This is a genomic window from Bradyrhizobium cytisi (assembly GCF_008123515.1).
In the GTDB taxonomy this organism is placed as follows: Bacteria; Pseudomonadota; Alphaproteobacteria; order Rhizobiales; family Xanthobacteraceae; genus Bradyrhizobium; species Bradyrhizobium cytisi.
This window is the reverse complement of sequence record NZ_VSSR01000043.1, coordinates 1-24,261: the sequence shown is the minus strand read 5'-3', so window position 1 is coordinate 24,261 and position 24,261 is coordinate 1. Positions and strand designations below refer to the sequence as shown.

General features: G+C 64.4%; 22 protein-coding genes. 15 read left to right on the top strand and 7 right to left on the bottom strand.

Going from position 1 to position 24,261, the window contains the following annotated elements; genetic code table 11:
- Window positions 1-5 precede the first annotated feature (5 nt).
- Together FXB38_RS26465 and FXB38_RS26460 are read left to right on the top strand one after the other, a co-directional pair.
- A complete protein-coding gene (locus FXB38_RS26465; RefSeq protein WP_148753880.1) occupies window positions 6-1,628 on the top strand; it encodes a M23 family metallopeptidase in 1,623 nt (540 codons plus the stop codon).
- Between the two features lie 158 nt (window positions 1,629-1,786).
- Window positions 1,787-2,695: an amino acid ABC transporter substrate-binding protein gene (locus FXB38_RS26460; protein WP_148753879.1), complete on the top strand. Its 909-nt coding sequence runs from the start codon at window positions 1,787-1,789 to the stop codon at window positions 2,693-2,695.
- A gap of 52 nt (window positions 2,696-2,747) precedes the next feature.
- Here the strand turns inward: FXB38_RS26460 and FXB38_RS26455 are convergent, their stop codons facing one another.
- On the bottom strand, window positions 2,748-3,251 hold the full coding sequence (locus FXB38_RS26455) for a cupin domain-containing protein (protein ID WP_148753878.1): 504 nt from the start codon (window positions 3,249-3,251) through the stop codon (window positions 2,748-2,750).
- Window positions 3,252-3,272: 21 nt separating this feature from the next.
- The gene (locus FXB38_RS26450; protein WP_148753877.1) at window positions 3,273-3,752 is read right to left on the bottom strand and encodes a carboxymuconolactone decarboxylase family protein; all 480 of its coding nucleotides are present in this window, start codon (window positions 3,750-3,752) and stop codon (window positions 3,273-3,275) included.
- A gap of 54 nt (window positions 3,753-3,806) precedes the next feature.
- Between FXB38_RS26450 and FXB38_RS26445 the strand changes: the two genes are divergently transcribed.
- Entirely contained in the window at window positions 3,807-4,340 is a 534-nt protein-coding gene (locus tag FXB38_RS26445; protein WP_148753876.1) for a MarR family winged helix-turn-helix transcriptional regulator, read from the top strand.
- Window positions 4,341-4,454: 114 nt separating this feature from the next.
- On the opposite strand, the gene FXB38_RS26440 is transcribed toward FXB38_RS26445, so the two are convergent.
- The gene (locus FXB38_RS26440; RefSeq protein ID WP_148753875.1) at window positions 4,455-4,706 is read right to left on the bottom strand and encodes a hypothetical protein; all 252 of its coding nucleotides are present in this window, start codon (window positions 4,704-4,706) and stop codon (window positions 4,455-4,457) included.
- 196 nt (window positions 4,707-4,902) lie between these two features.
- On the opposite strand from FXB38_RS26440, the gene FXB38_RS26435 reads away from it, so the two are divergent.
- Complete coding sequence (locus FXB38_RS26435; protein WP_148753874.1) at window positions 4,903-6,135, top strand: lytic murein transglycosylase; 1,233 nt, start codon at window positions 4,903-4,905, stop codon at window positions 6,133-6,135.
- A gap of 6 nt (window positions 6,136-6,141) precedes the next feature.
- On the opposite strand, the gene FXB38_RS26430 is transcribed toward FXB38_RS26435, so the two are convergent.
- From FXB38_RS26430 to recJ, 3 genes are all read right to left on the bottom strand, one after another.
- Window positions 6,142-6,933: an aldolase gene (locus FXB38_RS26430; protein ID WP_148753873.1), complete on the bottom strand. Its 792-nt coding sequence runs from the start codon at window positions 6,931-6,933 to the stop codon at window positions 6,142-6,144.
- Window positions 6,934-7,029: 96 nt separating this feature from the next.
- Complete coding sequence (locus FXB38_RS26425) at window positions 7,030-7,839, bottom strand: SDR family NAD(P)-dependent oxidoreductase (RefSeq protein ID WP_187435157.1); 810 nt, start codon at window positions 7,837-7,839, stop codon at window positions 7,030-7,032.
- Window positions 7,840-7,868: 29 nt separating this feature from the next.
- Window positions 7,869-9,710: a single-stranded-DNA-specific exonuclease RecJ gene (gene recJ, locus FXB38_RS26420; RefSeq protein WP_148753871.1), complete on the bottom strand. Its 1,842-nt coding sequence runs from the start codon at window positions 9,708-9,710 to the stop codon at window positions 7,869-7,871.
- Between the two features lie 270 nt (window positions 9,711-9,980).
- Here recJ and FXB38_RS26415 point away from each other — a divergent pair, with 270 nt between their 5' ends.
- Window positions 9,981-11,060 (top strand): methyl-accepting chemotaxis protein, encoded by a 1,080-nt coding sequence (locus tag FXB38_RS26415; RefSeq protein WP_148753870.1) that lies wholly within the window; start codon window positions 9,981-9,983, stop codon window positions 11,058-11,060.
- A 906-nt stretch (window positions 11,061-11,966) separates the two neighbouring features.
- Window positions 11,967-12,464 (top strand): bleomycin resistance protein, encoded by a 498-nt coding sequence (locus FXB38_RS26410; protein ID WP_148753869.1) that lies wholly within the window; start codon window positions 11,967-11,969, stop codon window positions 12,462-12,464.
- On the opposite strand, the gene FXB38_RS26405 is transcribed toward FXB38_RS26410, so the two are convergent.
- Window positions 12,461-13,447: a helix-turn-helix domain-containing protein gene (locus tag FXB38_RS26405; RefSeq protein WP_148753868.1), complete on the bottom strand. Its 987-nt coding sequence runs from the start codon at window positions 13,445-13,447 to the stop codon at window positions 12,461-12,463. The genes FXB38_RS26410 and FXB38_RS26405 overlap by 4 nt on opposite strands.
- Before the next feature lie 502 nt (window positions 13,448-13,949).
- Here FXB38_RS26405 and FXB38_RS26400 point away from each other — a divergent pair.
- The 9 genes from FXB38_RS26400 to FXB38_RS26360 all read left to right on the top strand — a co-directional run.
- Window positions 13,950-14,957 carry a formylglycine-generating enzyme family protein gene (locus FXB38_RS26400; protein WP_148753867.1) on the top strand — a complete coding sequence of 336 codons (1,008 nt, stop codon included), beginning with the start codon at window positions 13,950-13,952 and terminating at the stop codon, window positions 14,955-14,957.
- A gap of 242 nt (window positions 14,958-15,199) precedes the next feature.
- A complete protein-coding gene (locus tag FXB38_RS26395) occupies window positions 15,200-16,195 on the top strand; it encodes an AAA family ATPase (RefSeq protein ID WP_246230153.1) in 996 nt (331 codons plus the stop codon).
- 7 nt (window positions 16,196-16,202) lie between these two features.
- Window positions 16,203-17,180 (top strand): DUF58 domain-containing protein, encoded by a 978-nt coding sequence (locus FXB38_RS26390; RefSeq protein WP_148753866.1) that lies wholly within the window; start codon window positions 16,203-16,205, stop codon window positions 17,178-17,180.
- 37 nt (window positions 17,181-17,217) lie between these two features.
- Entirely contained in the window at window positions 17,218-17,688 is a 471-nt protein-coding gene (locus tag FXB38_RS26385) for a DUF4381 domain-containing protein (RefSeq protein ID WP_148753865.1), read from the top strand.
- Window positions 17,681-18,679, top strand: coding sequence for a VWA domain-containing protein (locus FXB38_RS26380; protein WP_148753864.1), 999 nt, complete (start codon window positions 17,681-17,683; stop codon window positions 18,677-18,679). Before FXB38_RS26385 ends, FXB38_RS26380 begins: the two co-directional genes overlap by 8 nt.
- Window positions 18,672-20,195, top strand: a complete 1,524-nt coding sequence (locus FXB38_RS26375) for a VWA domain-containing protein (RefSeq protein ID WP_148753863.1) — start codon at window positions 18,672-18,674, stop codon at window positions 20,193-20,195. Before FXB38_RS26380 ends, FXB38_RS26375 begins: the two co-directional genes overlap by 8 nt.
- Window positions 20,192-21,589 (top strand): BatD family protein, encoded by a 1,398-nt coding sequence (locus tag FXB38_RS26370; RefSeq protein ID WP_148753862.1) that lies wholly within the window; start codon window positions 20,192-20,194, stop codon window positions 21,587-21,589. Before FXB38_RS26375 ends, FXB38_RS26370 begins: the two co-directional genes overlap by 4 nt.
- A gap of 143 nt (window positions 21,590-21,732) precedes the next feature.
- A complete protein-coding gene (locus FXB38_RS26365) occupies window positions 21,733-23,352 on the top strand; it encodes an arylsulfatase (protein ID WP_430640190.1) in 1,620 nt (539 codons plus the stop codon).
- A gap of 28 nt (window positions 23,353-23,380) precedes the next feature.
- Window positions 23,381-24,261, top strand: an 881-nt coding sequence (locus FXB38_RS26360) for an HAD family hydrolase (RefSeq protein ID WP_148753936.1), incomplete at its 3' end; no start/stop codon positions are given.

Sequence of the window (24,261 nt, the reverse complement as noted above, 5' to 3'; positions counted from 1 at the left end):
AACAGGTGCCGCCGGGGGGCGAGACAGTGGGTAGGAACGGTTTCCGCTTCGTCTCGCTTCTGCTGGCGTCGCTTTCGCTCCCCTTTGCGACGCCGCTCGCTGCGGACGAATTCCGCAGCCCCTCACTCACAGCGTTGCGCGTCGATTGGCGCACAGCGCTCGACCAGCTCCGTACCGAGATCAATAGCCACCCCCAGGTCGCCGGCGATTTCATCTTCGTGCCGCGCCGTTCGGTGCCGCGCTTCGATCCGCGCGCAATGCCGGCGCTGGTGCAGCTCAACGCGGTCTCCTCGCAATTCTTCACCGGCATTGGCCGCAGCCCCGTTCCCGTGCTGCTGCCGTTCGATGCCGCTGCCTATCTCGAGGCGCAACGCAGCGGCGCACGATCCCCGCTGGCTCTGCCGCGCTACCAGGCCGATTTCAATCCGGTCGACGTGTTCGACGCCGGTCCCGCCGGCTACAGCGCGACATTCTCGCTCGAGCCAGGCGCCGGCGACGGCATGCCTTCGCGCACCTTCGCAAAGCCGGTCGAGGTGCAGATCACCGGTTCGGCACTTGTCTACGACATCGCCGATCCCGCCGGCGGCAAGGGCGAGCCGGTGAAGCCGCTGCCGACAATCTACCCGGACCTGCGCAAATTCATCCGCGAAGGCTATGTCCGCTACGCCTTCACGCGCTTCGGTGCCGCCTATGTGGTGTCGATCCAGTGCCTGGACAGCGTCGCGAAGCCGCGGCGGCTCGCCTGCAAGGAGGCCTACCCCGTTGCCGAGCGCTTCCTGAAGGCGCTGCATATCGCCGGCGGCCAGCGCGCGCGGCCACTGATGGACATTGCCTCTGATCTGATCGATCGCCCGGCCGCACGTTCGACGGATTTCAGCTACCGGCCGAGCGGCGACATCATCCCGAACTCCGGCTATCGCAAGCAGGGCGGCCATCCCGATCCGATGGCCTATTCGCAGATCCGCTTTCCGCTCGAGAAGGCGCCGGCCTTCGTGCATTCGCAATCCTACGCCAAGCGCGACAAGGACGATGGCCCGACCGCCTATCCCTGGCGTGACAATTTCTGCGAGTCACGCAGCTTCGAGGTCTGGCAGTGCGGCGGCGGCTATGGCCACCAGGGCGAGGACATCCGCGCCGCCGAATGCCCGTCGCCGGGCGACGGCCGCGAACCCTGCGATCCCAGGCAGCGCAGCGTCGTCGCCGCGCGCGACGCCATTGTGATCCGTGCCTCCAAGGACCAGGCTGCGACGCTCGAGGTCAACAGCCGCACCGAGCACATCCGCTTCCGCTACATGCATATGAATCCGCAGGCGTTGAACGCCGACGGAGTTCTCAATGGCCGCATCGTCACCGAAGGCGAGAAGATCGGCGTGATCTCCAACTACCTTGACCACCCCGCGGGTACGTCGATGCACCTGCATTTCGACGTCCAGGTATTCACGCGCGACGGCTGGATCTGGGTCAGCCCCTACGTCACGCTGGTCTCGGCTTATGAGCGCATGATCCGCGCCCGAGGCCGCGAGGTCGGCCCGGAGATCGCAAGCACCCCGCAGCCCGTCGCACACGCGCAGCCCGAGGATGCGATCAAGCCCGATCAGCGCGAGGGATCGAGCGGCGAAGAGAACTGACGCGCGGCTCGCGCAGCCGACCGCATTTCGATGACCCATCAATGACAGCGCGCCAGGCTCGGCCAGACCCGATTTCGGGCCCGCTCCGCCTGACCCGACATTCTCTGGCCCCAGAATTGCTTGGCTCCCCGCAGCCAAACAGGATGAAGGGGAAGTTCATGCGTTGTCTCACCACGGCGGCCATTCTCGCAGTCGCCTTCGCCGTACCGGTTCATGCGGAGGAATTGAGCGGCACGCTGAAGAAGATCAAGGACACCGGCGCGATCACCCTCGGGATACGAGACAGCGCCGTGCCATTCAGCTACATCGACGACAAGCAAAAGATCGTCGGCTACGCGGTCGACATCTGCATGAAGATCATCGACGAAATCAAGGGTGAGCTCAAGCTCGATAAGCTCGAGGTCAATGAGAATATCGTTACCTCGTCCACCCGCATTCCGCTGATGGCGAACGGCACTGTCGATCTCGAATGCGGCTCGACCACCAACAATGCCGATCGCCAGAAGCAGGTGTGGTTCACCAACACGCATTTCCTTACGGCGAGCCGCTTCGTCTCGAAGAAAGCGCTGAAGCTCGATCAGGTCGATGACCTCAAGGGCAAGGCCGTCGTCTCGGTCTCCGGCACGACCAATATCACCCAGCTCAACAAGGCCAACGCTGCACGCTCGCTCGGCATCACCGTGATGAACGCAAAGGACGTCCCCGAAGCATTCCTGATGGTCGAGACCGACCGCGCCGTGGCCTTCGTCATGGACGACATCCAGCTTGCGGCGATGATCGCCTCGTCAAAGGATCCGTCGCTCTACGCCATCAGCACCGGCGCATTTTCCGATCCGGAGCCCTACGGCATCATGCTGCGCAAGGACGATGTGCCGTTCAAGACTGTCGTCGATCGGGCAACCGCCAAGCTCTACAAGAGCCCCGAAATCGAGACGATCTACAACCGATGGTTCATGGAGCCGGTACCGCCGCGCGGCCTCAACTTCCATGTCCCGCTGCCGGCCTCGCTGAAAAAATCGTTCGAGAACCCGTCAGACAATCCCGATCCTGCATCCTACGGAGGATGAGGACAGCTTGAGGCGTAGCCCGGATTGGGCTTTGGTCAATCCGGGCTACAAGTCACTCCAGATACGTCGTCAGTTGCGCGCCCTCATCCGCCACGAACACGGCGATCAGTTCGGCCGGCTCTGTGGTGCTGGCGTTGGCAGAGACCAGATGCGTCGCGCCCGGCGGCTCGAAGAAGGACTGGCCGACACCGAACGTCTCGACCGGGCCGCCGCCGAGCTGGGAGCGGATCTCGCCCTTGGTGATGTAAGCGGTCACCGAGCCGGCGTGCCGGTGCGGTCGTGAAAACCCGCCTGGACCGTAGAACACGCGCACGATGGTGACGCGCTTGCCCGGTACGTTGGGCAATGCGTAGGAGCCGATCGGCTCGACCTTGTCGAGCGGCGAGCTTTCCGCGGCCGAGGCGCAGAGCGGCGCGAGTGCGCCTGATACGGTGTCCATCGTCACCGGCAGCACCTTGCCGATCGCAACCGCGCAGACGAGCCCGCCGACGGCGGCCAGCGCCATGGAGCGCGACGGCACAGGGCACGGCATGGCGACCAAATTCATTGCAGTCATGACAACCTCCCCTCGTTGCAATCAGGACGCCGCGGCATTCGCCGCGACCGGCCGCTTCGCCGGCGTCCAGCGATAGGCCGCACCAAACCGATTCCAGACGTTGATCGAGGCGATTGCCGAGGTCAGGTACATCAGCTCGGTCTCCGAGAATTCACGCTGCACCTCGGCGTAGACCTCGTCGCCGAAGCCGTCGGCAAGCAGGGTCAATGCCTCGGCCCAGGCCAGCGCGGCGCGCTCGCGCGCCGAGTAGATCGGTGCCTCGCGCCAGACCGCGACCAGATGGAGCTTGTCCGCGGGCACACCGAGCCGCTCCGAGAGAAGGATATGATGCTGCACACAGAAGGCGCAGCCGTTGATCTGCGAGGCACGCAGCTTGACCAGCTCGAGAAGCTGCTTGTCGAGGCCGGCCTTGGCCGCAACCTGGCCCAGCGCAAGCACCAGATCATAAGCGTCCGGCGCAATCTTCTTGAAATCCTCGTACTCGCTGCGGGCGTGTGACATTGCCGTTCACCTCGTGCTATTGTAAGAATGCTGATATATTATAAGAGCCATTACATGTCGCGCAAGACTGTCAACGTCACAAGGTCGCAACCGGGGCGGACGACGCCCGAGCCGGCCAAGCATAGCCGGGCGCACGTGCCCGCCCCCGGCGAAGGCAAGCGCGGCGAGCAAGGTTATCTCGGCTATCTCTTGCGTCAGGCCCACGCCGCGGTGCGGCTGAAGATGGAACGCACGCTGGCTGATCTCGGGGTGACCTCGCCGCAATTCGCCGTGCTGACCATGCTGAACGCCTATCCGGGACTATCAGGCGCCGATGTCGCCCGCCTCACCTTCCTGACGCCGCAGACCGTCGGGGTGATCATCCGCAACCTCGAGCGCGACGGCGCGATCCTGATGACGCCGCATCCAGTCCACGGCCGCATCCAGCAATGGACGCTGACGCCGCGCGGCGCGACGCTGCTCAAGGCGTGCCGGGACCGCGTGCTCGAATTGGAGAAGCGCCTGGTGACAGGGCTCGACGGCAAGGCTGAAGTCACTATCCGCCGCTGGCTTGCGGGAGTCGCAGCCGATCTGCAGGAGGAGGCCTAGTCGCCTCCTCCGTCGCCGCCGTCACCATCTCCAATATCGCCGAAGCCGAAGTCGCCCTGGAAGCGAACCGACCGTAAACGGACAGGCTTAAAGTTTGGGATTTGAGAGGCTGCCCTATCCGCGCTTCAATGCATTCTTAACCTCGCCATCCGGCCACACCTCGCCCGCCGCAATGACCCGCACCCGGCTTCGGTCCGCAGCGTTGACCAACACATGCGAACTCATCCGGTCGCCGCTCGGCTCCAGATCCAAATCCGTTTCAGGCTTCCAGCTCAGCGTCGCCGCGAGATCGCCGGGAAAAATCTGCCAGCACGATCCGTCGTCGAGCTCGACGACATGGCTTTCCGCATGCGCGCGTATCTTCATCCCACCCCGAAGTCTCGTTGAAGAAGGCGAGCCCCGGCGACCGGCCGGGGCCCTGCCTCATCTCATCCTCTTCCAATGTGAGCGGAAGGAATGCGGGGCTGCGACACTTTGTTCCGGGGAACATAGCGTCGAAAGCCTGTTCCTCCTGTTCCAGGAACCGGCTCACAGGCGCCGCGTTTCCAGCTACGATAGCCGCATGAAACACGCTGATTCCTCGGCCAATCGCATCACCCGCCGCGCCGTGCTCCAATCCACGCTGGGCGCAGCCGCTCTGCTCGCAGTCCCGACGAACGTCTTCGCGTCGCCTCCTGGCTTCGACGAATGGCGCGAGGGTTTTCGCGCACGCGCAATGGCCAAGGGCATTTCGGCGACGACCTGGCAGCGCGCGATGGCGCGGATCGAGCCGGACATGAGCGTGTTCAAGCAGATGCGCAACCAGCCGGAATTCCACGAGCAGGTCTGGCAATACATCAACCGTCGCGTCTCCGACTGGCGCATCATCAACGGCAAGATCGCGCTGAAGAACAACGAGGCGCTGCTTGCGCGCATCGAACGCGATTTCGGTGTCGAGCGCGGCACGCTGCTGGCGCTGTGGGGCGTGGAGTCCGCCTACGGCGATCCGCTGGTGCAGCAGAACCACATGACGCCCGTTTTTCCCTCGCTCGCCGCGCTCGCCTGGAACGAGCCGCGCCGCAAGGCCTATTGGGAGGCCGAGCTGATCAATGCGCTGCGCATCGTCGACAAGGGTTGGAGCACTCCGGAGGAGATGCAGGGATCCTGGGCCGGCGCCATGGGCCATTCGCAATGGATGCCGGAGGTCTGGCTCAATGTCGGCATCGACTACGACGGCGACGGCAAGGTTTCGCCGTTCGGCAAGCCCGATGACGCGCTGGGCTCGACGGCAAAGTATCTCGTCAATCGCGGCAAGTGGCATCGCGGCGAGCATTGGGGTTACGAGGTCCGCGCGTCCAGCGAGATGAGCGGCAGCCGCACTTATTCGGCGTGGCAGGCAGCCGGTGTCACTCGCGCCGACGGCCAGGCATTTCCGCAGCCGAACGCATCCGCACAGATGTGGACGCCGGTTGCGGGCGGGCCGACGTTCCTGCTGGGCCCGAATTTCTATTCGGTGAAGAGCTACAATCCCTCGATGAATTATGCGCTCGCGATCTGCCATCTCGGCGACCGCTGCCTGGGCGCGCCGCCATTCATTCAGCCCTTCCCCGGCTCCGAGCGCGTGCTCACGCTCGCCGAGGTGCAGGAGATGCAGACGCGGCTGACCAAGGCCGGCTTTGATACCGGCGGCACCGACGGCCGCGTCGGCAATGACACCATGAAGGCGATCAAGGATTTTCAGCAGCGCGCCGGGATCACGCCCGCCGATGGTTATGGCGGGCTTAAGGTGCTGGCGAAGCTGCGGCAGGGATCGTAGACGGCCTCAGTGCCGGTACTGGGGCTCCTCGGCGTCGAGCTGGCGCCGGATCGCGGCGAGATGCAGTCGCGCGGATTCTGAATCGCCTTCACGCATCTGCTTGTAGGTTGCAGCCGCAATCGCGGGATCGACCGGTTGCACCTTTCGCCCCGTGGACATCGCCAGCACCTGCACCTCGGCGGCGCGTTCCAGGTAGTAGAGATCGTCCCAGGCTTCCGCAATCGTCGGCGCCAGAACCATCACACCGTGATGCTTCATGAAGACGATGTCAGCATTACCCACGGCTGACGCAATGCGCGCGCCTTCGCGGTTGTCAAGCGCGAGGCCGTTATAATCGCGGTCGACCGCGGTGCGGCCGTAGAATTTCAGCGCGGTTTGCCCGGCCCAGATCAGCGGATCGCCCTCGGTCATCGACAACGCCGTGGCGTAGGGCATGTGGGTGTGGAAGGCGACTTTCGCGCGCGGCAGGCGCTTGTGCATCTCGGCGTGGATGTAGAACGCGGTCGCCTCGGGCTCGCCTTCGCCATCGAGCACGTGGCCGTGGAAGTCGCAGATCAGCAACTTTGACGCGGTGATCTCGCGGAAGGCGTAGCCATAGGGATTGACGAGGAACAGATCGTCATGGCCCGGCACGACGGCCGAAAAATGGTTGCAGATGCCCTCCTCAAAGCCATTCCGTGCGGCCATCCGGAAGCAGGCGGCGAGATCCTCGCGCGCGGTGCGGATTGCATCTGTCGCGAGGTCCGGTCGGTTCGAGCGAACGGCTGCGGGTGCGGAGGCATGAAGGCTGTGTGCCATGGCGAAGGAAACCTCTTTCAGGCAGGAGACGGCAGCGTTTTACAGGGCCCACGCCTGCGCGTCAGCCCCGCTGGCCGCCACCCTGCCCTGCGCGTCTCACGCCCGCCGCGGGACGCCGCCGGCATTCATGCCGCCGTCGATCACGAGCTCGCTGCCGGTGACGTAACGCGAGGCATCTGACGCCAGATACAGCACGCCGGAAGCAATCTCGCCAGCCTGGCCGGCGCGGCCGAGCGGGGTTGCGACCTTGGCGCGCTCCTCCGGATCGATCGGCGCGTTCTGACCTGCGCCAGTCGCGCCGGTCGGGATCTTGCCCCAGATCGGCGTGTCGATGATGCCTGGATGCACGGAGTTGACACGGATGCCGTCGCCGGCCGCCGCGCACTCCATCGCGATCGACTTGGCGAACAGCCGCACGCCGCCTTTGGTCAACGAATAGGCTGCGAGGCCCGGTGCGCCGCGCAGGCCCGCAAGCGAGGACATCATGACGATCGAGCCGCCGCCGGTCTTGCGCATCAAGGGCAGGCAATGTTTCACCGAGAGAAACACGCCATCGAGATTGATCGCATTCTGCTTGCGCCAGTCAGCGAGCGTCATGTCGACGATCGAGGGCACGGCAATGCCGATACCGGCATTGGAGACCAGGATGTCGAGCCGCCCGTAGCGCTTCGCGATCTCGTCGACGATCTCGATCCATCGTTCCTCGCTGGTGACGTCCTGCTCCAGAAAGATCGCCTTGCCGCCTGCCTGGGTGATGCGCCTGGCGAGCTCGGGGCCGCGCAGCTCGTCGATGTCGGTGGCGATCACGGTGGCGCCCTCGCGCGCGAACAGGTCGACAATGGCCTCGCCAATACCGGACGCGCCGCCCGTCACCAATGCGACCTTGCCCTCAACCTGCCCCGCCATGTTCACTCCCTTTTTGTTGTTTGAGGCCGTTATCTAATCACGGATGGTCCCTGGTCCGGTAGCGCGACGTCGATGACGCGAAACTGCACGCGCTCGGCGCCCTGATAGCGGTCGACCGACAAGGAGCCCGCGACATGCAGCTGCTGGCCACGATTGGCGAGCAGCGCGTTGCCGAGCTTTTGCCCGACCGAGCGGAACGCGATGCCGTTGACGATGGCGCCGTCCCCCGACTTGAATCGCAAACGCAGATGCGCCTGTCCCACCTCGTCGGCAAAGACGAGCTGATGCGCCGGCAGCGCCAGCACGGCTTCCGGATTGCCGCTGCCGAAGGGACCTGCCCGATTGAGCGTGGTCGCAAGCTCCGTCGTCACCGCGCGCGCCGAGATCGCGCCGTCGATGTAGAGCTCGTTGACATGCCGCGCCTCGGCGACGTCCTGCGCCAGCGCGTTCTCCAGATAGGCGCGGAATTCGGCAAGCTTCTCTTTCCGCAGCGTGACGCCCGCGGCCATCGCGTGGCCGCCGCCCTTGAGCAGAATGCCATCAGTGACCGCCTGCCGCACGGCCTTGCCGAGATCGACGCCGGCGATCGAACGGCCTGAGCCGGTGCCGATACCGCCGGGCTCGAGCGCAATGGCAAACGCGGGCCGCGAGAACTTCTCCTTCAACCGGGAGGCGACGAGGCCGACCACGCCGGGATGCCAGCCTTCGGACGCGGTAACGATGACGCCGAGCTTGTCTTCCAGCCCGATCGAAGCAAGCGCCTCGGCTTCGGCCTGCGCTTCTGCCGCCTGCTCGATGACCCGGCGCTCGCTGTTGAGACGGTCGAGCTCGGCGGCGATCCGCGCGGCCTCGACGCCGTCGCTCTCGAGCAGAAGCCGAACGCCGAGATCGGCGCGGCCGATACGGCCGCCGGCATTGACGCGCGGTCCCAGCATGAAGCCGAGATGCCAGGCCTCGGGCGGGCCATTGAGCCGCGCCACGTCCATCAGCGCGGTGTGGCCGACATGGTCGCGCCGCCGCATCGCGATCAGCCCTTTGGCGACGAAGGCCCTGTTGAGGCCGATCAATGGGGCGACGTCGGCGACGGTCCCAAGCGCGACGTGATGGAGCATGCCGAGCAGATCGGGCTCGGGCATCTCCGCGTTCCAGAAGCCGCGCTGGCGCAGCTCGCGATTGACGGCGACGAGCGTGACCAGCACGAGGCCGACGGCGGCGAGATGGCCGAGCCCGGAGAGATCGTCGAGCCGGTTCGGATTGACCAGTGCATCGACCTCCGGCAGCTCCGTGCCGGCCTGGTGATGGTCGATCACGACGACGGACATGCCGAGGCGCCTGGCTTCGGCCAGCGGCTCGATGCTGGTGGTGCCGCAATCGACGGTGACGAGCAGCGTGGCGCCCTTGGCCGCCAGCCCGCGAACGGCTTCGACATTGGGACCGTAGCCTTCAAAGATGCGGTCGGGAATGTGGATCAGCGGATCGAGCCCGCAATGGCGCAGATGCCAGGCGAGCAGCGCCGCCGAGGTCGCGCCGTCGACGTCGTAGTCGCCGAAGATCGCGACCGTCTCGCCCTTCGCGGCCGCATCGGCGATCCGCCTCGACGCGGCCTCCATCTCCGTCACGGTGAACGGATCGGGCAACAATTTTCGGATGGTCGGATCGAGGAAGTCGGGCACCGCGTCGATGTCGATACCGCGGCCGGCCAGCACCCGCGCCAGCAGTTCCGGCAGCTGGTGACGCTGCACGATGGCAAGCGCCGTGGCCGCGCCCCGCGCATCCAGCCGGTTGCGCCAGAGCTTGTCGGTGAGCGAGCGTGTCACGCCCAGGAAGGCCTGGGGCATCTCGACGGGCAAGGCGGTGGCGGGCGGCGTCATGATTGAGAGGGTCTCGGGACTCTGGCCCCACGCGATTGCGCGGCGTCCAGCTGGCGAAGGGATTGGCCGGCAATCCCCCGGGAATTGCAACGGCAGCGGCGCACAAAGCGGTGGATGGCCCGGCCGGCGTGACTACCATTTAGGCACTCCGCCGAACAGCAAATTAAGCAGGCGTTAGGTTGAATCCTAGAAAAAGACTCGTATTCGATCTGTAATTTGTTGTCCTGGGTTCGTTGCAGATCAGGCCTCATTGCCAAGGGAAGTTCCCCGATGTCCGCTGCGCTGGGTCTGAAAACCAAGCCGACCACCACCGAACCGGACGACGACGATGATTCCGACATCTCCGCGCTGATCAATCGCCTGACCGCGGAGGTCAACCAGATCGCGGTCGACAAGACCAAGTCGATCCAGCAGATCACCAACCAGATGAAGATGCTGGCGCTGAACGCGCTGATCGAGAGTTCGCGGGCCGGCGCGCAAGGCGCGGGCTTCGCGGTGGTGGCGCAGGAGGTGCGCGGCGTCGGCCAGCAGGTCGAGACCATCGCGCGCGAGCTCGAGACGCAGCTGACGAAGCGCACCGGCGATCTCGTCGCCTCGATCGACCGCATGAGCCAGCGCTCGCGCGGCGAGCGCATGATGGATCTGTCGCTCAACGCGGTCGAGCTGATCGACCGCAACCTCTATGAGCGCACCTGCGACGTGCGCTGGTGGGCGACCGATTCCGCCATGGTCGATTGCGCGGCCTCGCCTGCGCCTGCCGCGGTCACCTACGCCTCGCAGCGCCTCAGCGTCATCCTCGGCGCCTATACCGTCTATCTCGACCTCTGGCTCTGCGACCTCGACGGCAACGTCATCGCCAACGGTCGCGCCGACCGCTTTCGCGTCGTCGGCCAGAACGTCGCCCACACCAAATGGTTTCGCGAGGCGAAAACCTTGCGCTCCGGCGACGACTATGTCGCCGGCGACATCGAGAGCCAACCGCTGCTCGGCAATGCCCAGGTCGCGACCTACTGCGCCAGCGTCCGCGCCGGCGGCCAGGCCAACGGCGCGCCGGTCGGCGTGCTCGCGATCCATTTCGACTGGGAGCCGCAGGCGCGCGCCATCGTGCAAGGCGTGCGCGTCGGCGACAACGACAAGGCCCGCGTGCTGCTGGTCGACTCGCATTTTCGCGTCATCGCCGCCTCCGATGGCCAGGGCATTTTGAGCGAGCGCATCTCGCTGTCGCTCAACGGCCAGCGCTCCGGCTTCTACCAGGACCGCACCGGCACGATGATCGCCTTCCATGCGACGCCGGGCTACGAGACCTATCGCGGGCTCGGCTGGTACGGCGTGATCGTCTGCGGAGCGTGAGGCCGGAGCCGCCCAATCCCAAACCTTGAAAACAACCCCATGCACAGTAGCCGCGGGGTTGTTTTCATGACGTTTTCTCTTTCGATCTGGCGGGTCGAAACCAAGCCCTGGATTCAGTTTTGATCTCGCCGGGAGAGTCCTGTGAAGGCTCGCTCAAGGCTATCCGCTTCGCCGTCGCACGACTTGAATTTTCTCGTGATGCCGTTTGACACGTCGGGCAAAACACCGGCATTCTGCGATGATGGCAAAGCCTGCGAGGCTCGGAGCCGCTTCCGCGGCAAGGCAGCTGATCTGGCGCTCCTGCGATGCCTGGATCGCCTCCAGAGTGTCATCGGCGCTCTCGTCAAAACAAGTTCGATTAGTACCGGACGAACGACCTGACTTCGAGATTCGAAGCGCCGAACGAGTCCTCCAATTCGAAGCCACTGAAGCGGATATGGAGGGCCGCCGGCGTGGCGACGAGCCTGACGACGAAGGCTGGCAGCCTGATCCCGTCGAGGAGTGGCGGAAGAGATTTGACGCGATCCCAGCGGCCCTCGACCGTGTCGTAAGTAAGAAGCTCTGCAAAGATTATCCGCCGGGCACAGCTCTGGTCGTGTACGTCAATCTGGGATGCTACGGTGCATACTAAAGGAAGGAATAGGAATTCCAATTCTCCAAACCGGCACCGCAGCCGCCAAAGATAGATTCAGCGTTGTGTTCGCGATGTGGGAGGGCGTCCTCTACAAGTTTTGGGAGGACGGCGCTGCTGTCTCCGAGCAATGGCCGTACGCCCGCCCGGACGACATCTAGCGACACATCTAAGAGCCGAGCGCACGCGACCAACGCCAAGTGACGAATGGCGAAGCGGACCCGGCAAACGCCAATTCTATTCCTAGCCCTTCTGCTCTTCTCCGGGAAGCGACCATGTCAAAGCCACCGCTTTCAGATCCTCACGCTCGCGCCGCCTCCGACAGCACGGGAAGCGCACCACGCGACGGCTTTGCCGATCTCGTGCCTGAGCTCAGCGTCTCGGACATTCAGGCCAGCCTGTCGTTCTGGCGAGACCTGCTCGGGTTCGAGATCGCCTATGACCGTCCTGACGCCCGGTTTGCCTATCTCGTCAGGGGCCGCTTGCAGGTGATGCTGTGCGAGCGGAACGGACGCTGGGAGACGGCCGAGATGCAGCGGCCACTTGGACGCGGCATCAATTTTCAGATGGTTGTCGACGGCATCGATACGATCCTGAGCGCGCTCGATGGAGCGAAATGGCACCTCTACGAGCCGCCGAACGAGGTCTGGTATCGGGTCGGTGACCGGGACGTCGGGCAGCGTGAATTCCTGGTCCAGGATCCCGATGGCTATTTGATCCGCCTCGTCGAACGCTTAGGGACACGCGCGCCATCGTCATCCGCGCAGCGCTAGGCGCTAGCGGTATCGTTCCCGGCCGTGTGCAACGTTGCAACTCCGAGCGTCTGCGACGGACGTTCGCCGAACATCGCAAGATAATATCGCGAGAACCGGCCGAGCTCGTAAAACCCCTGCTCCATCGCGACGGCCGCCACGGTGGTCGAGCCAGGTGCGCTCTGCTGCAGGATGGAATGAACGGCGCAGAGCCGCTTGTGCCTGAGGAAGCTGACCGGGCCGAGGCCAAATACTTCATGAAAAGCGCGATGCAGAGTACGCCGCGCGACGCCCAGCGCAGCGCAGACTTCCGACACGTGCACCGGGCGAGTGCCAGCCTCGTCGAGATATTCCTCGGCCCTGCGGATCAGCCGTCTTGTCGAAGGCAGCGAGCCATTGTCGTCGGTCGGCAGCGAGGACATGACGTTGGCGGCGATGCATTCGACGATCGATCGTTTCCAGAAATCGGCGGTCGATCGCGTCAGGCCGGACTTCTGGGTCCGCAGATGCGACATGATCCGAACAAGGCTGCGTGACGCTATTGCGCCGGTCTCGAGGTCGGCGCGGAAATGGCCGCGGCTGCGCCAGGTATCGGGGTCGCTCAACCGCGGCTCGCCGCCAAATAGCGAAGCGACCTCGTTGATGTCGAAGCGCATCGCTGCGTAAGCGGACGCGCCGTGAAAAACCCCGTCATGCTCCAGCAGCGGTGGAATCACGAGCACGTCGTTGAGCTGCATGTCGAACGACCAGTGCGCGACACGATCTTCGGCTGCGAGAAGCATCCCGATGATCAGCTTGTCATCGCTGGAAACGCGCTGCGTGCGCATGCCGACATTGAAGGTGCCGATGCTCAGCGAAAAATCGTCGATGCCGATATGCGACAACGTTCCGCGCAGCCGCCCGCGGCCGAGCTGCATCACATCGACATGCGAGCCGTGAACGGCCTGACGAAGTCCTTCGAAACCGTCCAGCTTTCTCGAATCAACCAGAAGGAATTGCCCCATGGTTGTACCCTGTTGCTGAAGCGCGACAATTCTGCGGCAGGTCGCAGCAAGATGCCACCACAACGCGAAGCGGGTGCGACAATCTGCCTTCGCGTTTTGAGACAAACGCCATCGAAATCCTGCAGGCAAATTTGACTGCATTTCGGCTTAATTTCAGTGGTTTGCGACGTGGGTCGTTTGGTCTCACCCAGTGCTCCTGCGTACTGGCACAAACTGCACATCACAGCCGTCCAATCTTCGGATAGCGTTTGCAACCTCAGCGGTATCGACCCAAAGCGCTCTGCGGATGGCAGAGCGCACGCGGCAGGGGTTTGCCGCCTGCTCGAAAGCGTGCGCGCGACGGGAAAAAGATGTCGACGCAATGAAGCGTCGTCCTCTCCTCCAAGCGCCAAGAAAGAGGGACCGGACAATGCGTCCAGCGTACCGGGCAATGGGCCGTCGACGACCTCTGCCAAGGTCTTCGCCGTAGCATAGGGTGGAATACGCGTATCGGAGTTCCACCATGTTGCGCGCGGATCTCGATCACTGCGAGTGGTTGCCGGATGATGTGAAGACCGGCGAGATGGTCTTTATTCCCGGCGGAACCTTTCGCATGGGGTCCGACCATCATTATCCCGAGGAGGCGCCAAGCCATCGCGTCTCCGTCGACAGCTTCTGGATCGACCGTACGCCGGTCACCAACCGGCAGTTCAAGCAATTCGTCAACGCGACCGGCCATGTCACTGAGGCGCAGATCGTTCCTGATCCCAAGAACTATCCCGGCGCGCTGAAAGAGATGCTCTATGCGGGATCGCTGGTGTTCTCGCCCCTGCCCCGCATCACCGATCTCACCGACTGGAGCCAATGGTGGTCTTTCCTGCGGGGCGCCAACTGGCGCCATCCCTACGGCCCCGGCAGCAACATCAGGGGTCTCGACGACCATCCGGTCGTGCACATCTCCTACAGCGATGCAGCGGCCTATGCGCGCTGGGCCGGCAAGGATCTGCCGACCGAAGCCGAATGGGAGTTCGCCGCGCGCGGCGGCCTCGACGGCGAAGAGTTTGCATGGGGCGATGCGCTGATGCCGGGCGGCAAGCACATGGCCAACATCTGGCAGGGAAGCTTCCCCGCCCAGAATCTCGGCGAGGATGGTTACGAGCGTACCTCCCCGGTCATGGCCTTCCCGCCGAACGGCTACGGCCTCTACGACATGATCGGGAATGTCTGGGAATGGACCTCCGACTGGTGGACGGCAAAGCACGCCGCCGACGCCGCAAAACCCTGCTGCATCCCCAAAAATCCCCGCGGCGGCGGTGAGGACGCAAGTTACGACCCTGGCCTCCCCGACATCAGGATTCCCCGCAAGGTGTTGAAGGGCGGATCACATCTTTGTGCGCCGAATTACTGCCGCCGCTACCGCCCCGCCGCACGCCATGCGGAGCCGGTCGATACATCGACCAGTCACGTCGGATTCCGATGCGTGGTGCGAGTGGCCGATCCTGATTCAGCGAGATCACCGTCCGCAAGATAGGAGTACCGGAAAGCTTCAGGGACTTACCGCCACGTGCCAAGGCGGCGAGCTTCACCATCGGCGACGCCATGGACAAAATCTACGCGGCCAACCCCAACAAGTGAGGCACCGAGATCCGAGATGAATGCCGCGCCATCATGCGTGGTCGTGAACAAGTCGACGTTCGCGGGATGCGAACGTCTCGCAAGGTGAGTGAGATTTCCATGCCGGACGGAAGCCCAAGCAAACGCATGGCGGCTCCAGTGTCTCAAGGTGCCGGGACGTCGTCGGCGCGCGAAGGCCTGCTGGATCTCAGGACACGGATCGGAAAGTCGGTGCTCGGTCAGGATCATCTGGTGGAGAGCATGCTGATCGGGCTGCTCGCCAACGGCAATCTTCTGATCGAGAGCCTGCCGGGCCTTGCCAAGACCCGCGCGGTCAAGACGCTCGCGAAGCATCTCGCGGCGGATCTGTCGCGCGTGCAATTCACGCCCGACCTGCTGCCGTCGGACGTGACCGGCGCGGAGATCTATGTCCAGACCGACAAGGGCGGGCAATTCGAGTTTCAGAAGGGACCGATCTTCGCCAACCTCTTGCTCGCCGACGAAATCAACCGCGCGCCGGCAAAGGTGCAATCCGCGCTGCTCGAAGCGATGGAAGAGCGTCAGGTTACCGTCGCCGGCAAGACCTACAAGATGCCCGACCTGTTCATGGTGCTTGCGACCGAGAACCCGATCGAACAGGAGGGCACGTATTCGCTGCCGGAGGCCCAGCTCGACCGCTTCCTGATGCATGTCGTCATCACGTATCCGGACGAGGCCGTCGAAGGCGAGATCATCAAGCTCAATCGCGCGGAGAACGCGCAGAAGCCGAAGGACCGCGCCGCGGAGCTGCCGCCGATCCCGCAACAAGCAATCCTGGACGCGCGCGGCGAAATCGATGGGATATTCGTCTCCGATCTTGCCCAGAAGTATGTGGTGGATGTGATCTACGCGACGCGGTTTCCGGACCGCTACGGCGATCCGCTCGCCAAATGGATCCAGGTCGGCGCCAGTCCGCGTGGCAGCCTCGCGCTCGATCGCTGTGCCCGTGCACGGGCCTGGCTCGATGAATACGAGTTCGTGACACCCGACCACGTACGCGCGGTGGTCCATGACTGCCTGCGGCATCGCTTGATCCTCAGCTACGAGGCGGTGTCGCAGGGCGTGACGCCCGACCAGGTGATCGACAAAATCACCGAACTTGTTGCTGCAGCGTGAGGCCGTCATGACATCAGCCAACTCGCCCGGTGTCTATGTCAGTCTCGACGACCTGATCGCGCTCGAATATCGCGGACGCAAGGTGTCGTTCCTGCCGCGCCAACCGGTGCACAGCCTGTTGTCCGGTCGCTTCGCGTCGCGCATGCGCGGACGCGGGCTCAATTTTGAGGAGATCCGGGACTACCGCGCCGGCGACGACGTCCGTTCGATCGACTGGAAAGTGACGGCACGGCTCCAGAAGCCACACATCAGGGTTTTCAACGAGGAGCGCGATCGGCAGACGATCCTCGTGGTCGACCAGCGCCTGTCGATGTTCTTCGGCAGCCGGCTCGCGATGAAATCGGTGACCGCGGCACAGGCTGCGGCGATCGGCGCGTGGCGGGTGCTTGGTGTCGGCGACCGGATCGGAGCAATCATCTTCGGTGACCGCGATCTCGTCGAGGTGAACCCACGGCGCAGCCGGGCCAACGTGCTCCAGATCTTCTCAGCCATCGTTGCGCAAAACCAGGCGTTGGGCGTCGGTCGCGGTCTCGTCTCCGCGCCGGCCATGCTCAACACGGCGCTGGAGCACGCTCTGCGCCGCGCGCTGCACGATACGGTCGTGGTCATCATCAGCGATTTCGACGGCGCCGACGATGCGACGCGCAAGAAGATCGGCGCGATGGCCCTTCACAACGACGTCGTCGCCCTGCTGGTTCACGATCCCCTGCAAAGCGACCTTCCGCCCTCGGCCAGCATGACGGTGACTGACGGCGAGTTGCAGATCAGGCTCGATGTCGGACGCGACAGCGTGCGCAAGTACATCTCGCAGGCGACCGAGGAGCGCCTGAAGGGCGTCTTCGCCTGGACGCACGAGCTCGGCATTCCCGTGCTGCCGCTGAGCGCCGCGGAGGATACCGCCATGCAGCTCCGTCGCCTCCTTGGCGCGATGCCGGCCAGGCACGGTCGCGGCGGTAGCCACAGGACGGAGGCGACCCTTGGCTGAACACCTGGCTGAATCCTTGGCAAAAGTTCAACCCGCCATGCCCGATCCGGTCGCCGGCCTCATCGACATCCCGTTGCCGCGCGAGGTGAGCCTGTGGCCGCAGACCTGGGAAGCGCGGATCGCAATCATCCTGGTCCTGGCGGTCGTGACCGCTGCGGCGTGGCGCCTCGTGCACCATCGGCGCGGCAATCGTTATCGGCGCGAGGCGATCGCCGAATTGACCGCGATCAGGCGCGCGAGCCCCTCGGCACGAGGAGAACTGCTGACACGGCTGGCCCTGCTGGTCCGGCGCACGGCGCTCGCGGCCTTTCCTCGGGAGCAGGTCGCGCCACTGATCGGCCCGGCCTGGCTTTCTTTCCTCGACCGGAGCTATGGCGGAGACGAGTTCTCGCAAGGAATCGGTCGTTTGCTTGTCAGCGGCCCCTATCGCCAAATCTCGCCGGATGATGCCGAACTGAAATCGCTCGTCGGTCTCGTCCGCAGCTGGATCAGGAGGCACCATGCTTGAATTCGCCTGGCCCTGGCTGTTCCTGCTGCTGCCGCTGCCGATCCTCGTATGGTGGCTGTTGCCGCCATTTCGGGCGCGGCAGGCTTCGGTCCAGGTGCCGTTCTTCGAACGGCTGGCGGCCGCGACCGGACAGACCCCGCAGCGGGGCGCCGTGGTGCTGGAGCGCCGCGCGTTGCAGATGATCGTGGCGGTGGCGATCTGGATCCTGCTGGTCATAGCGCTCGCAAGGCCGCAATGGGTCGGTGATCCCGTGACGCGAGAGGTGTCCGCGCGCGATCTGATCCTGGCGATCGACATATCGGGATCGATGGACCAGCGCGACTTCAAGACGCCGGACGGTACGACGCTGACGCGGCTCGATGGCGTCAAGCGCGTCATCAAGGATTTCATCGCCCGCCGCAAGGGCGACCGCGTTGCGCTGATCCTGTTCGGCACCAGGGCCTACGTGCAGGTGCCGTTCACCCAGGACCTGCAGACCGCGCAGCAATTGCTCGACCAGACCGCAGTCGGAATGGCCGGCCAGCAGACCGCGATCGGCGACACCATCGGGCTTGCCATCAAGACCTTTGCGACCAGCACGGCGAAACAGAAGCTCCTGATCCTGCTGACCGACGGCAACGATACGGCGAGCCGGGTGCCGCCCGAACACGCTGCCGATATCGCGCATCAGAACGATGTCGCCGTCTACACGATCGGCGTCGGCGATCCCGCAGCTTCGGGCGAAAATCGCGTCGATCTCGGCGTCCTGCAATCCGTTGCAAGCACGACCGGCGGTCACTTCTTCCGCGCCGAGGACGGTGCGCAGTTGCAGGCAATCTATGCCGACATCGACCAGCTCGCCCCGGCAAAGCTCGATACGCTGTCATGGCGCCCGAAATTGCCGCTGTTTCAATGGCCGCTCGGCGCCGCCGTCGTCCTCGGCCTGTTGCTGTGGCTTACGCTTCTGCTCGGAAGCGAATGGCATCGCATGAAGATCGTCAGCCATGCATGATGCCGCCACCATATCCTTCCATCTGCTGCGCCCGCTGTGGCTTGTCGCGCTGATCCCGGTTGCGGCCGTGTTCGCGCTGTTGCTGTGGCGGCAGAACGCGCGGGCGCAATGGTGCGGCGTCATTGCGCCGCACCTGCTTGACCATCTGATCGTGCAGCCCGGCCGGGGACGCAGCGTCAACGCGCTTTATCTCGTGGCCGCCGCAATGGTGCTCGGCACCATCGCGCTGTCCGGCCCCACCTGGCGGCGCGAATTGCCGCCCTTTGTCGAAGACAAGGCGCCGCTGATGATCGCGCTCGCGGCCGGGTCGTCGATGACCGAGAGCGACGTCGCGCCTTCGCGCCTCGAACGCGCCAAGCAGAAGATCGGCGATCTCCTTGCGGCACGCGCTGGCGCCAGGACCGGGCTCGTCGCCTATGCCGGAACCGCGCATCTGGTCATGCCGCTGACCGACGACCGCTCCGTGATCGCGCCGTTTCTCGCCGCGCTGACGCCGGGATTGATGCCGTCGGACGGCAAGAACGTGACGAGTGCGGTTGCCCTGGCTGCACAATCCCTCGCGACGGAGCCAGTCGCCGGCACGATCCTGGTGGTCGCCGACGACCTCGGCGCTGCCGACGCCGCGCCGATCCGGCAGGCGGCCGGGCGAAACAATCTGGTGATGCTCGCCGTGACCGCGAGCGCAACGTCCGAGCCATTGGGAAGCGACGTCGTTCGGGTCAGTGTCGACGGTGAGGACATTCTGCGGCTTGAGCGCCGGATCGAGACGCGTTTCCAGGCTGCCGAGGGCGATGCGTTCGGTACGCGATGGCAGGACGAGGGCTTCTGGCTGCTGCTGCCGCTCGCGCTGCTGAGCCTGCTCTGGTTTCGGCGCGGCACGACGGTCGCGTGGGTTGTTGCCTTCGTCCTCCTGACCCAAGTGAGCCCGTCACGGGCCGGCGAGACGTCGCGCCTTGCTAATCTCTGGCTGACTCCGGATCAGCAGGGCCGGCTCGCGTTCGACCGGGGCGACTATCGTGCCGCGGCAAATCTGTTTGCCGACCCGATGTGGCGGGGCATCTCCGCATACCGCGCCTACGACTTCATCGTGGCCGCGCAGGAATTTACGCGGGTCGAGACGCTGGAGGGCACCTTCGCGCTCGGCAACGCGCAGGCCCAGAACCATGCCTTCGAGAAGGCGATCAAGGCCTATGACGATGTGCTGAAGGTCCAGCCGGGCCATCTCGCCGCCAAGACCAATCGCGCAATCGTGCAGGCCGCGCTGGACGCCCAGGAAGCGAAGCGTCGCAAGCAGGAGCAGGACGATAGCGCAGCGCCCGACCAAAAAGCCGACGAGATGCGCGTCGACCCCAAGCAGAAAGGCGGCAAGACGATCAAGGTCACGCCGCAAGACGTCACCACCGCAGGCGCGGCCGAAGCCTGGATGCGCCAGGTCCAGACCTCGCCCGCAGACTTCCTCAAGCTGAAATTCGCGATCCAGGCGGTCGCGCCGGCCCAAGGGGGAGCGTCGCGATGAGACATTGGCTCGCTGCCATTGCGTTGCTGCCCGCGGTCGCGCTGCCGTCGCAATCTGGGCGGGCGCAACAGCCCGTCACGCCCGCGCCGAGGGTGCAGGTGACCATCGATCCGCCGCGCGTGGTGGTTGGGCAGCAAGCGACGCTTCACGTCATTGTGCTGGCGCCGAACTACATGACGTCGCCGCCCGAATTGCCCGGCTTCCAGCTGCGTAACGCCGTGACCCGGCAGCTGCAGAGCGTCAACACCAACGAGCAGCGCGACGGTGCGTTCTATGCCGGCGTGCGCTTTGAATATGCCATCTACCCGCAGGAGCCGGGCTCCTATGCTGTTTCGGACCAGAAGGTCCACGTCAAGTATGCTGCCGAGCCTCCGGCGACGCGCGAAGTCGACATTGTGCTGCCGCGCGTTTCGTTTGAAGCCTTTATTCCGGATGCTGCGGCCGAGCTTCGGCCATTTCTATCGGCGACCCGGCTGAACGCCGAGCAAACGATCAAGCGCTCGTCGGATCAGCTCAAGCCAGGCGATGCCGTCACGCGGACTGTGACGATCGCGGCCGAAGGGACGCCCGCGATGCTGCTGCCCCCGCAGCCGTTCGCCGACGTCGACGGTCTCAAGCTCTATCCCGCGCAACCCGCCCTCGCGGACAAGACGGAGGGTCGCACCGACGTCATGAGCTCGACCCGCGTTGATTCCGCGACCTACATGCTGGAACGCCCCGGCGACTATTCCCTGCCCGCGATCGATATCGGCTGGTGGAACACCGGCGACGGCAAGGTCCAGCAGGTTCATCTCGATGCCGTGCCGCTGAAGGTCATTGCCGATCCGGCAGGAGGTACGGTGCCCATCGACGGGTCCGACGTGAGCCGGACGTGGAGCGGCCTTGTCGACCTCATTGCGGATCACTGGCCATCTGTGCTGGTCGCGACCCTCATTGCTGTCGCACTTGGCTGGTTCGCACCCGGCATGGCGCGGCGAGCTGCGGATTATCATCGTCGCCGGCGGGAGGCCTATCGGCAATCCGAAGCGTTTGCGTTCGACCGGCTTCGCCGCGCCGTTCGTCATCGAGACGCAAGCACCGCGTACTTCGCATTGCTTGACTGGCTGCCACGTCTTAAGGCCACCTCCTCCCGGACTACGATCAGCGCCTTCAAGTCAGTCGCATGCGATCCTGCCCTGGACGGTCAGATCGGCGCCATCGAGCACGAACTGTTCGCAAGACAGCACGATTCGCACCGCTGGTCGCCACGCCAGCTGCTGCGCCACGTCACCGTCGCCCGCCGCAGGCTGCGACTGCGAACCCACCGCCGCAAAAGCGCGCGTCTACCGCAAACCCTCAATCCAGTCGGGGCCTCGAAGGCTCCGGCCCATGGCGGCAGAAGGCCTGCCAGATGACTGAAGCCTACGGAGACTGATCAAGCAGAACGCAAGACTCGGAAGCCAGAGCGAACAACACTTGCAGACCAAAGGAGCGTCGAATGCGCAACGAGACAAATAAAGACGGCGTCGCCGGATCCCCTTGCAGCGATAACTCAGCCATGAACCGTCGGGCCATACTGCTCGGCTCGTCATCAATTGTCGCGGCGGCGACATTGACCTCGCAGGCATTCGCGCAAGCTCAGAAGGCCGCTCCCTCTGCGGCTCCGGCCGCGTCGCCTGCCCCGGGCCGCAAACCGAATATTCTCGTCATCTTCGGCGACGACATCGGCATCCCCCAGATCAGCGCCTACACGATGGGCATGATGGGATATCGCACACCCAACATCGACCGCATCGCACGTGAAGGCGCCATCTTCACCGACGCCTACGGCCAGCAAAGCTGCACCGCCGGCCGTGCCTCCTTCATTCTCGGTCAGGAGCCGTTCCGGACCGGCCTTCTCACCATCGGCATGCCCGGCGATCCCCACGGCATCCAGGACTGGATGCCGACGATCGCCGACGCCATGAAGACCCAGGGCTATGCCACCGGACAATTTGGCAAGAACCATCTCGGCGACCGCGACGAGCATCTGCCGACCAAGCACGGCTTCGATGAGTTCTTCGGCAATCTCTACCATCTCAATGCCGAGGAGGAGCCGGAAGGCTACTTCTATCCGAAGGATCCGAACTTCCGGAAGCAGTACGGTCCGCGCGGCGTCATCAAGGCATCCGCGGACGGGAAGATCGAGGACACCGGTCCGCTGAACACGGCGCGGATGCCCACGGTCGACGAGGAATTTCTGGGAGCCGCCAAGGACTTCATTGGGCGACAAGCCAGAGCGGACAAGCCATTTTTCGTCTGGTTCAATTCCACCCGCATGCACGTGTTCACGCATCTGAAGCAGTCATCGCTCGGCAAGACCGGCAAGGGCATCCACGCCGACGGCATGGTCGAGCACGACGGCATGGTCGGCGAGCTCCTCAAGCAGCTCGACGATCTCGGCATCGCCGACAACACCATCGTCCTCTACACCACGGACAATGGCGCCGAGATCGCGCTGTGGCCCGACGGAGCCATGACACCCTTCCACGGCGAGAAGGGCACCACCTGGGAAGGCGGCATGCGCATTCCGATGATGGTGCGCTGGCCGGGCGTGGTGAAGCCGGGCACCGAGTACAACGAGATCATCTCGCTGATCGACTGGTTCCCGACGCTATGCGCAGCAGCTGGAATACCCGACGTCAAGGAGAAGATGAAGACCGGCTTTGCCGGTGCCGGCGGGAAGAATTTCAAGGTTCATCTCGACGGCTACAACTTCATGCCGTTCTTCAAAGGTGACGCCAGGGAGCCGCCCCGCGACGCGATCTACTACTTCGATCAGGGCGGCAACCTCAATGCCATCAGGTGGAACGACTGGAAGCTGAGCTTCGCATCGTCGAAGGGAAACATCGCAACCGGCACACGCGAGGTCACCGCCTGGTCGCTGATCACCAATCTGCGCATGGATCCTTATGAGCGCGGCCTGGAGGAAGGTGGCGAGGCGATGAAATTCCTCGCCCAGAACATGTGGCTGATCGTGCCCGTGCAAGGCAAGATCAAGGAGTTCTTCTCCGATTTCAACAAGTTCCCCTATCAGGAAGGCAGTTCGCTGAACGCGGGCGGCATCAACTACGGACTGCTCCGGCAGCAGGCGGCGCTGAAGCGGCTCAACGAGCTTGAGTCGCTCAAACCGCAATAGCTACGGAACAGGAGGACAAGTGCCCGTGATGGTCCGGTTCTACGCCGTGCTGCTTGCATGTCTCGCCACCATCTCGATTGCGGTGGCGCAGCCGGCCGACCCCTTGCCGTCCTGGAACGGCGGTGCGACGAAGACGGCGATCGCCGATTTCGTCGCACGCGTCACATCGCAGGGCGGCGCGGACTTCGTGCCGTCCGCCGAGCGCATCGCCGTGTTCGACAATGACGGCACATTGTGGTGCGAGCAGCCGGTCTATTTCCAGCTCGCCTTTGCCCTCGACCAGGTCAAGGCGATGGCGCCGCAACATCCCGAATGGAAGGAGCAGCAGCCGTTCAAGGCGTTCCTGTCGCACGACAAGGAGACGCTGGCGGCGCAAGGCGAGAAAGGAATGCTGTTGCTGGCCGCCGCCGCCCATAGCGGCATGACGACGGACGTCTACGCGCAGTCGGTCGCCGATTGGCTCGCCCGCGCCCGGCACCCCAGATTCAACCGTCCCTACAACGAGCTCGTCTACCAGCCGATGGTGGAGCTGCTCGCCTATCTGCGCGCGAATGGATTCAAGACCTTCATCGTCTCCGGCGGCGGCGTTGAATTCATGCGGGTGTGGGCGGACAAAGCCTACGGCATCCCGCCGGAACAGGTGGTCGGCTCCTCCGGCGTCACGCAGTTCAGGATTGGCGCCGACGGCAAACCCGTCCTGATGAACTTGCCGAAGGTCGAGTTCATCGACGATGGCCCCGGCAAGCCGTCCGGCATCAACCGCTTCATCGGCCGCCGCCCGATCCTCGCCTTCGGCAATTCGGACGGCGACCACCAGATGCTGCAGTGGGTGGCGGCCGGCCCCGGCGCGCGCTTCCTCGGGATCGTCCATCACACCGACGCGGCCCGCGAATATGCCTACGACCGGCA

Coding starts and splice junctions, on each gene's coding strand:
- FXB38_RS26460 (WP_148753879.1), top strand. CDS start 1,787: ATGCGTTGTCTCACCACGGCGGCCATTCTCGCAGTCGCCTTCGCCGTA.
- FXB38_RS26455 (WP_148753878.1), bottom strand. CDS start 3,251: ATGACTGCAATGAATTTGGTCGCCATGCCGTGCCCTGTGCCGTCGCGC.
- FXB38_RS26450 (WP_148753877.1), bottom strand. CDS start 3,752: ATGTCACACGCCCGCAGCGAGTACGAGGATTTCAAGAAGATTGCGCCG.
- FXB38_RS26445 (WP_148753876.1), top strand. CDS start 3,807: ATGTCGCGCAAGACTGTCAACGTCACAAGGTCGCAACCGGGGCGGACG.
- FXB38_RS26440 (WP_148753875.1), bottom strand. CDS start 4,706: ATGAAGATACGCGCGCATGCGGAAAGCCATGTCGTCGAGCTCGACGAC.
- FXB38_RS26435 (WP_148753874.1), top strand. CDS start 4,903: ATGAAACACGCTGATTCCTCGGCCAATCGCATCACCCGCCGCGCCGTG.
- FXB38_RS26430 (WP_148753873.1), bottom strand. CDS start 6,933: ATGGCACACAGCCTTCATGCCTCCGCACCCGCAGCCGTTCGCTCGAAC.
- FXB38_RS26425 (WP_187435157.1), bottom strand. CDS start 7,839: ATGGCGGGGCAGGTTGAGGGCAAGGTCGCATTGGTGACGGGCGGCGCG.
- recJ (WP_148753871.1), bottom strand. CDS start 9,710: ATGACGCCGCCCGCCACCGCCTTGCCCGTCGAGATGCCCCAGGCCTTC.
- FXB38_RS26415 (WP_148753870.1), top strand. CDS start 9,981: ATGTCCGCTGCGCTGGGTCTGAAAACCAAGCCGACCACCACCGAACCG.
- FXB38_RS26410 (WP_148753869.1), top strand. CDS start 11,967: ATGTCAAAGCCACCGCTTTCAGATCCTCACGCTCGCGCCGCCTCCGAC.
- FXB38_RS26405 (WP_148753868.1), bottom strand. CDS start 13,447: ATGGGGCAATTCCTTCTGGTTGATTCGAGAAAGCTGGACGGTTTCGAA.
- FXB38_RS26400 (WP_148753867.1), top strand. CDS start 13,950: ATGTTGCGCGCGGATCTCGATCACTGCGAGTGGTTGCCGGATGATGTG.
- FXB38_RS26390 (WP_148753866.1), top strand. CDS start 16,203: ATGACATCAGCCAACTCGCCCGGTGTCTATGTCAGTCTCGACGACCTG.
- FXB38_RS26385 (WP_148753865.1), top strand. CDS start 17,218: ATGCCCGATCCGGTCGCCGGCCTCATCGACATCCCGTTGCCGCGCGAG.
- FXB38_RS26380 (WP_148753864.1), top strand. CDS start 17,681: ATGCTTGAATTCGCCTGGCCCTGGCTGTTCCTGCTGCTGCCGCTGCCG.
- FXB38_RS26375 (WP_148753863.1), top strand. CDS start 18,672: ATGCATGATGCCGCCACCATATCCTTCCATCTGCTGCGCCCGCTGTGG.
- FXB38_RS26370 (WP_148753862.1), top strand. CDS start 20,192: ATGAGACATTGGCTCGCTGCCATTGCGTTGCTGCCCGCGGTCGCGCTG.
- FXB38_RS26365 (WP_430640190.1), top strand. CDS start 21,733: ATGAACCGTCGGGCCATACTGCTCGGCTCGTCATCAATTGTCGCGGCG.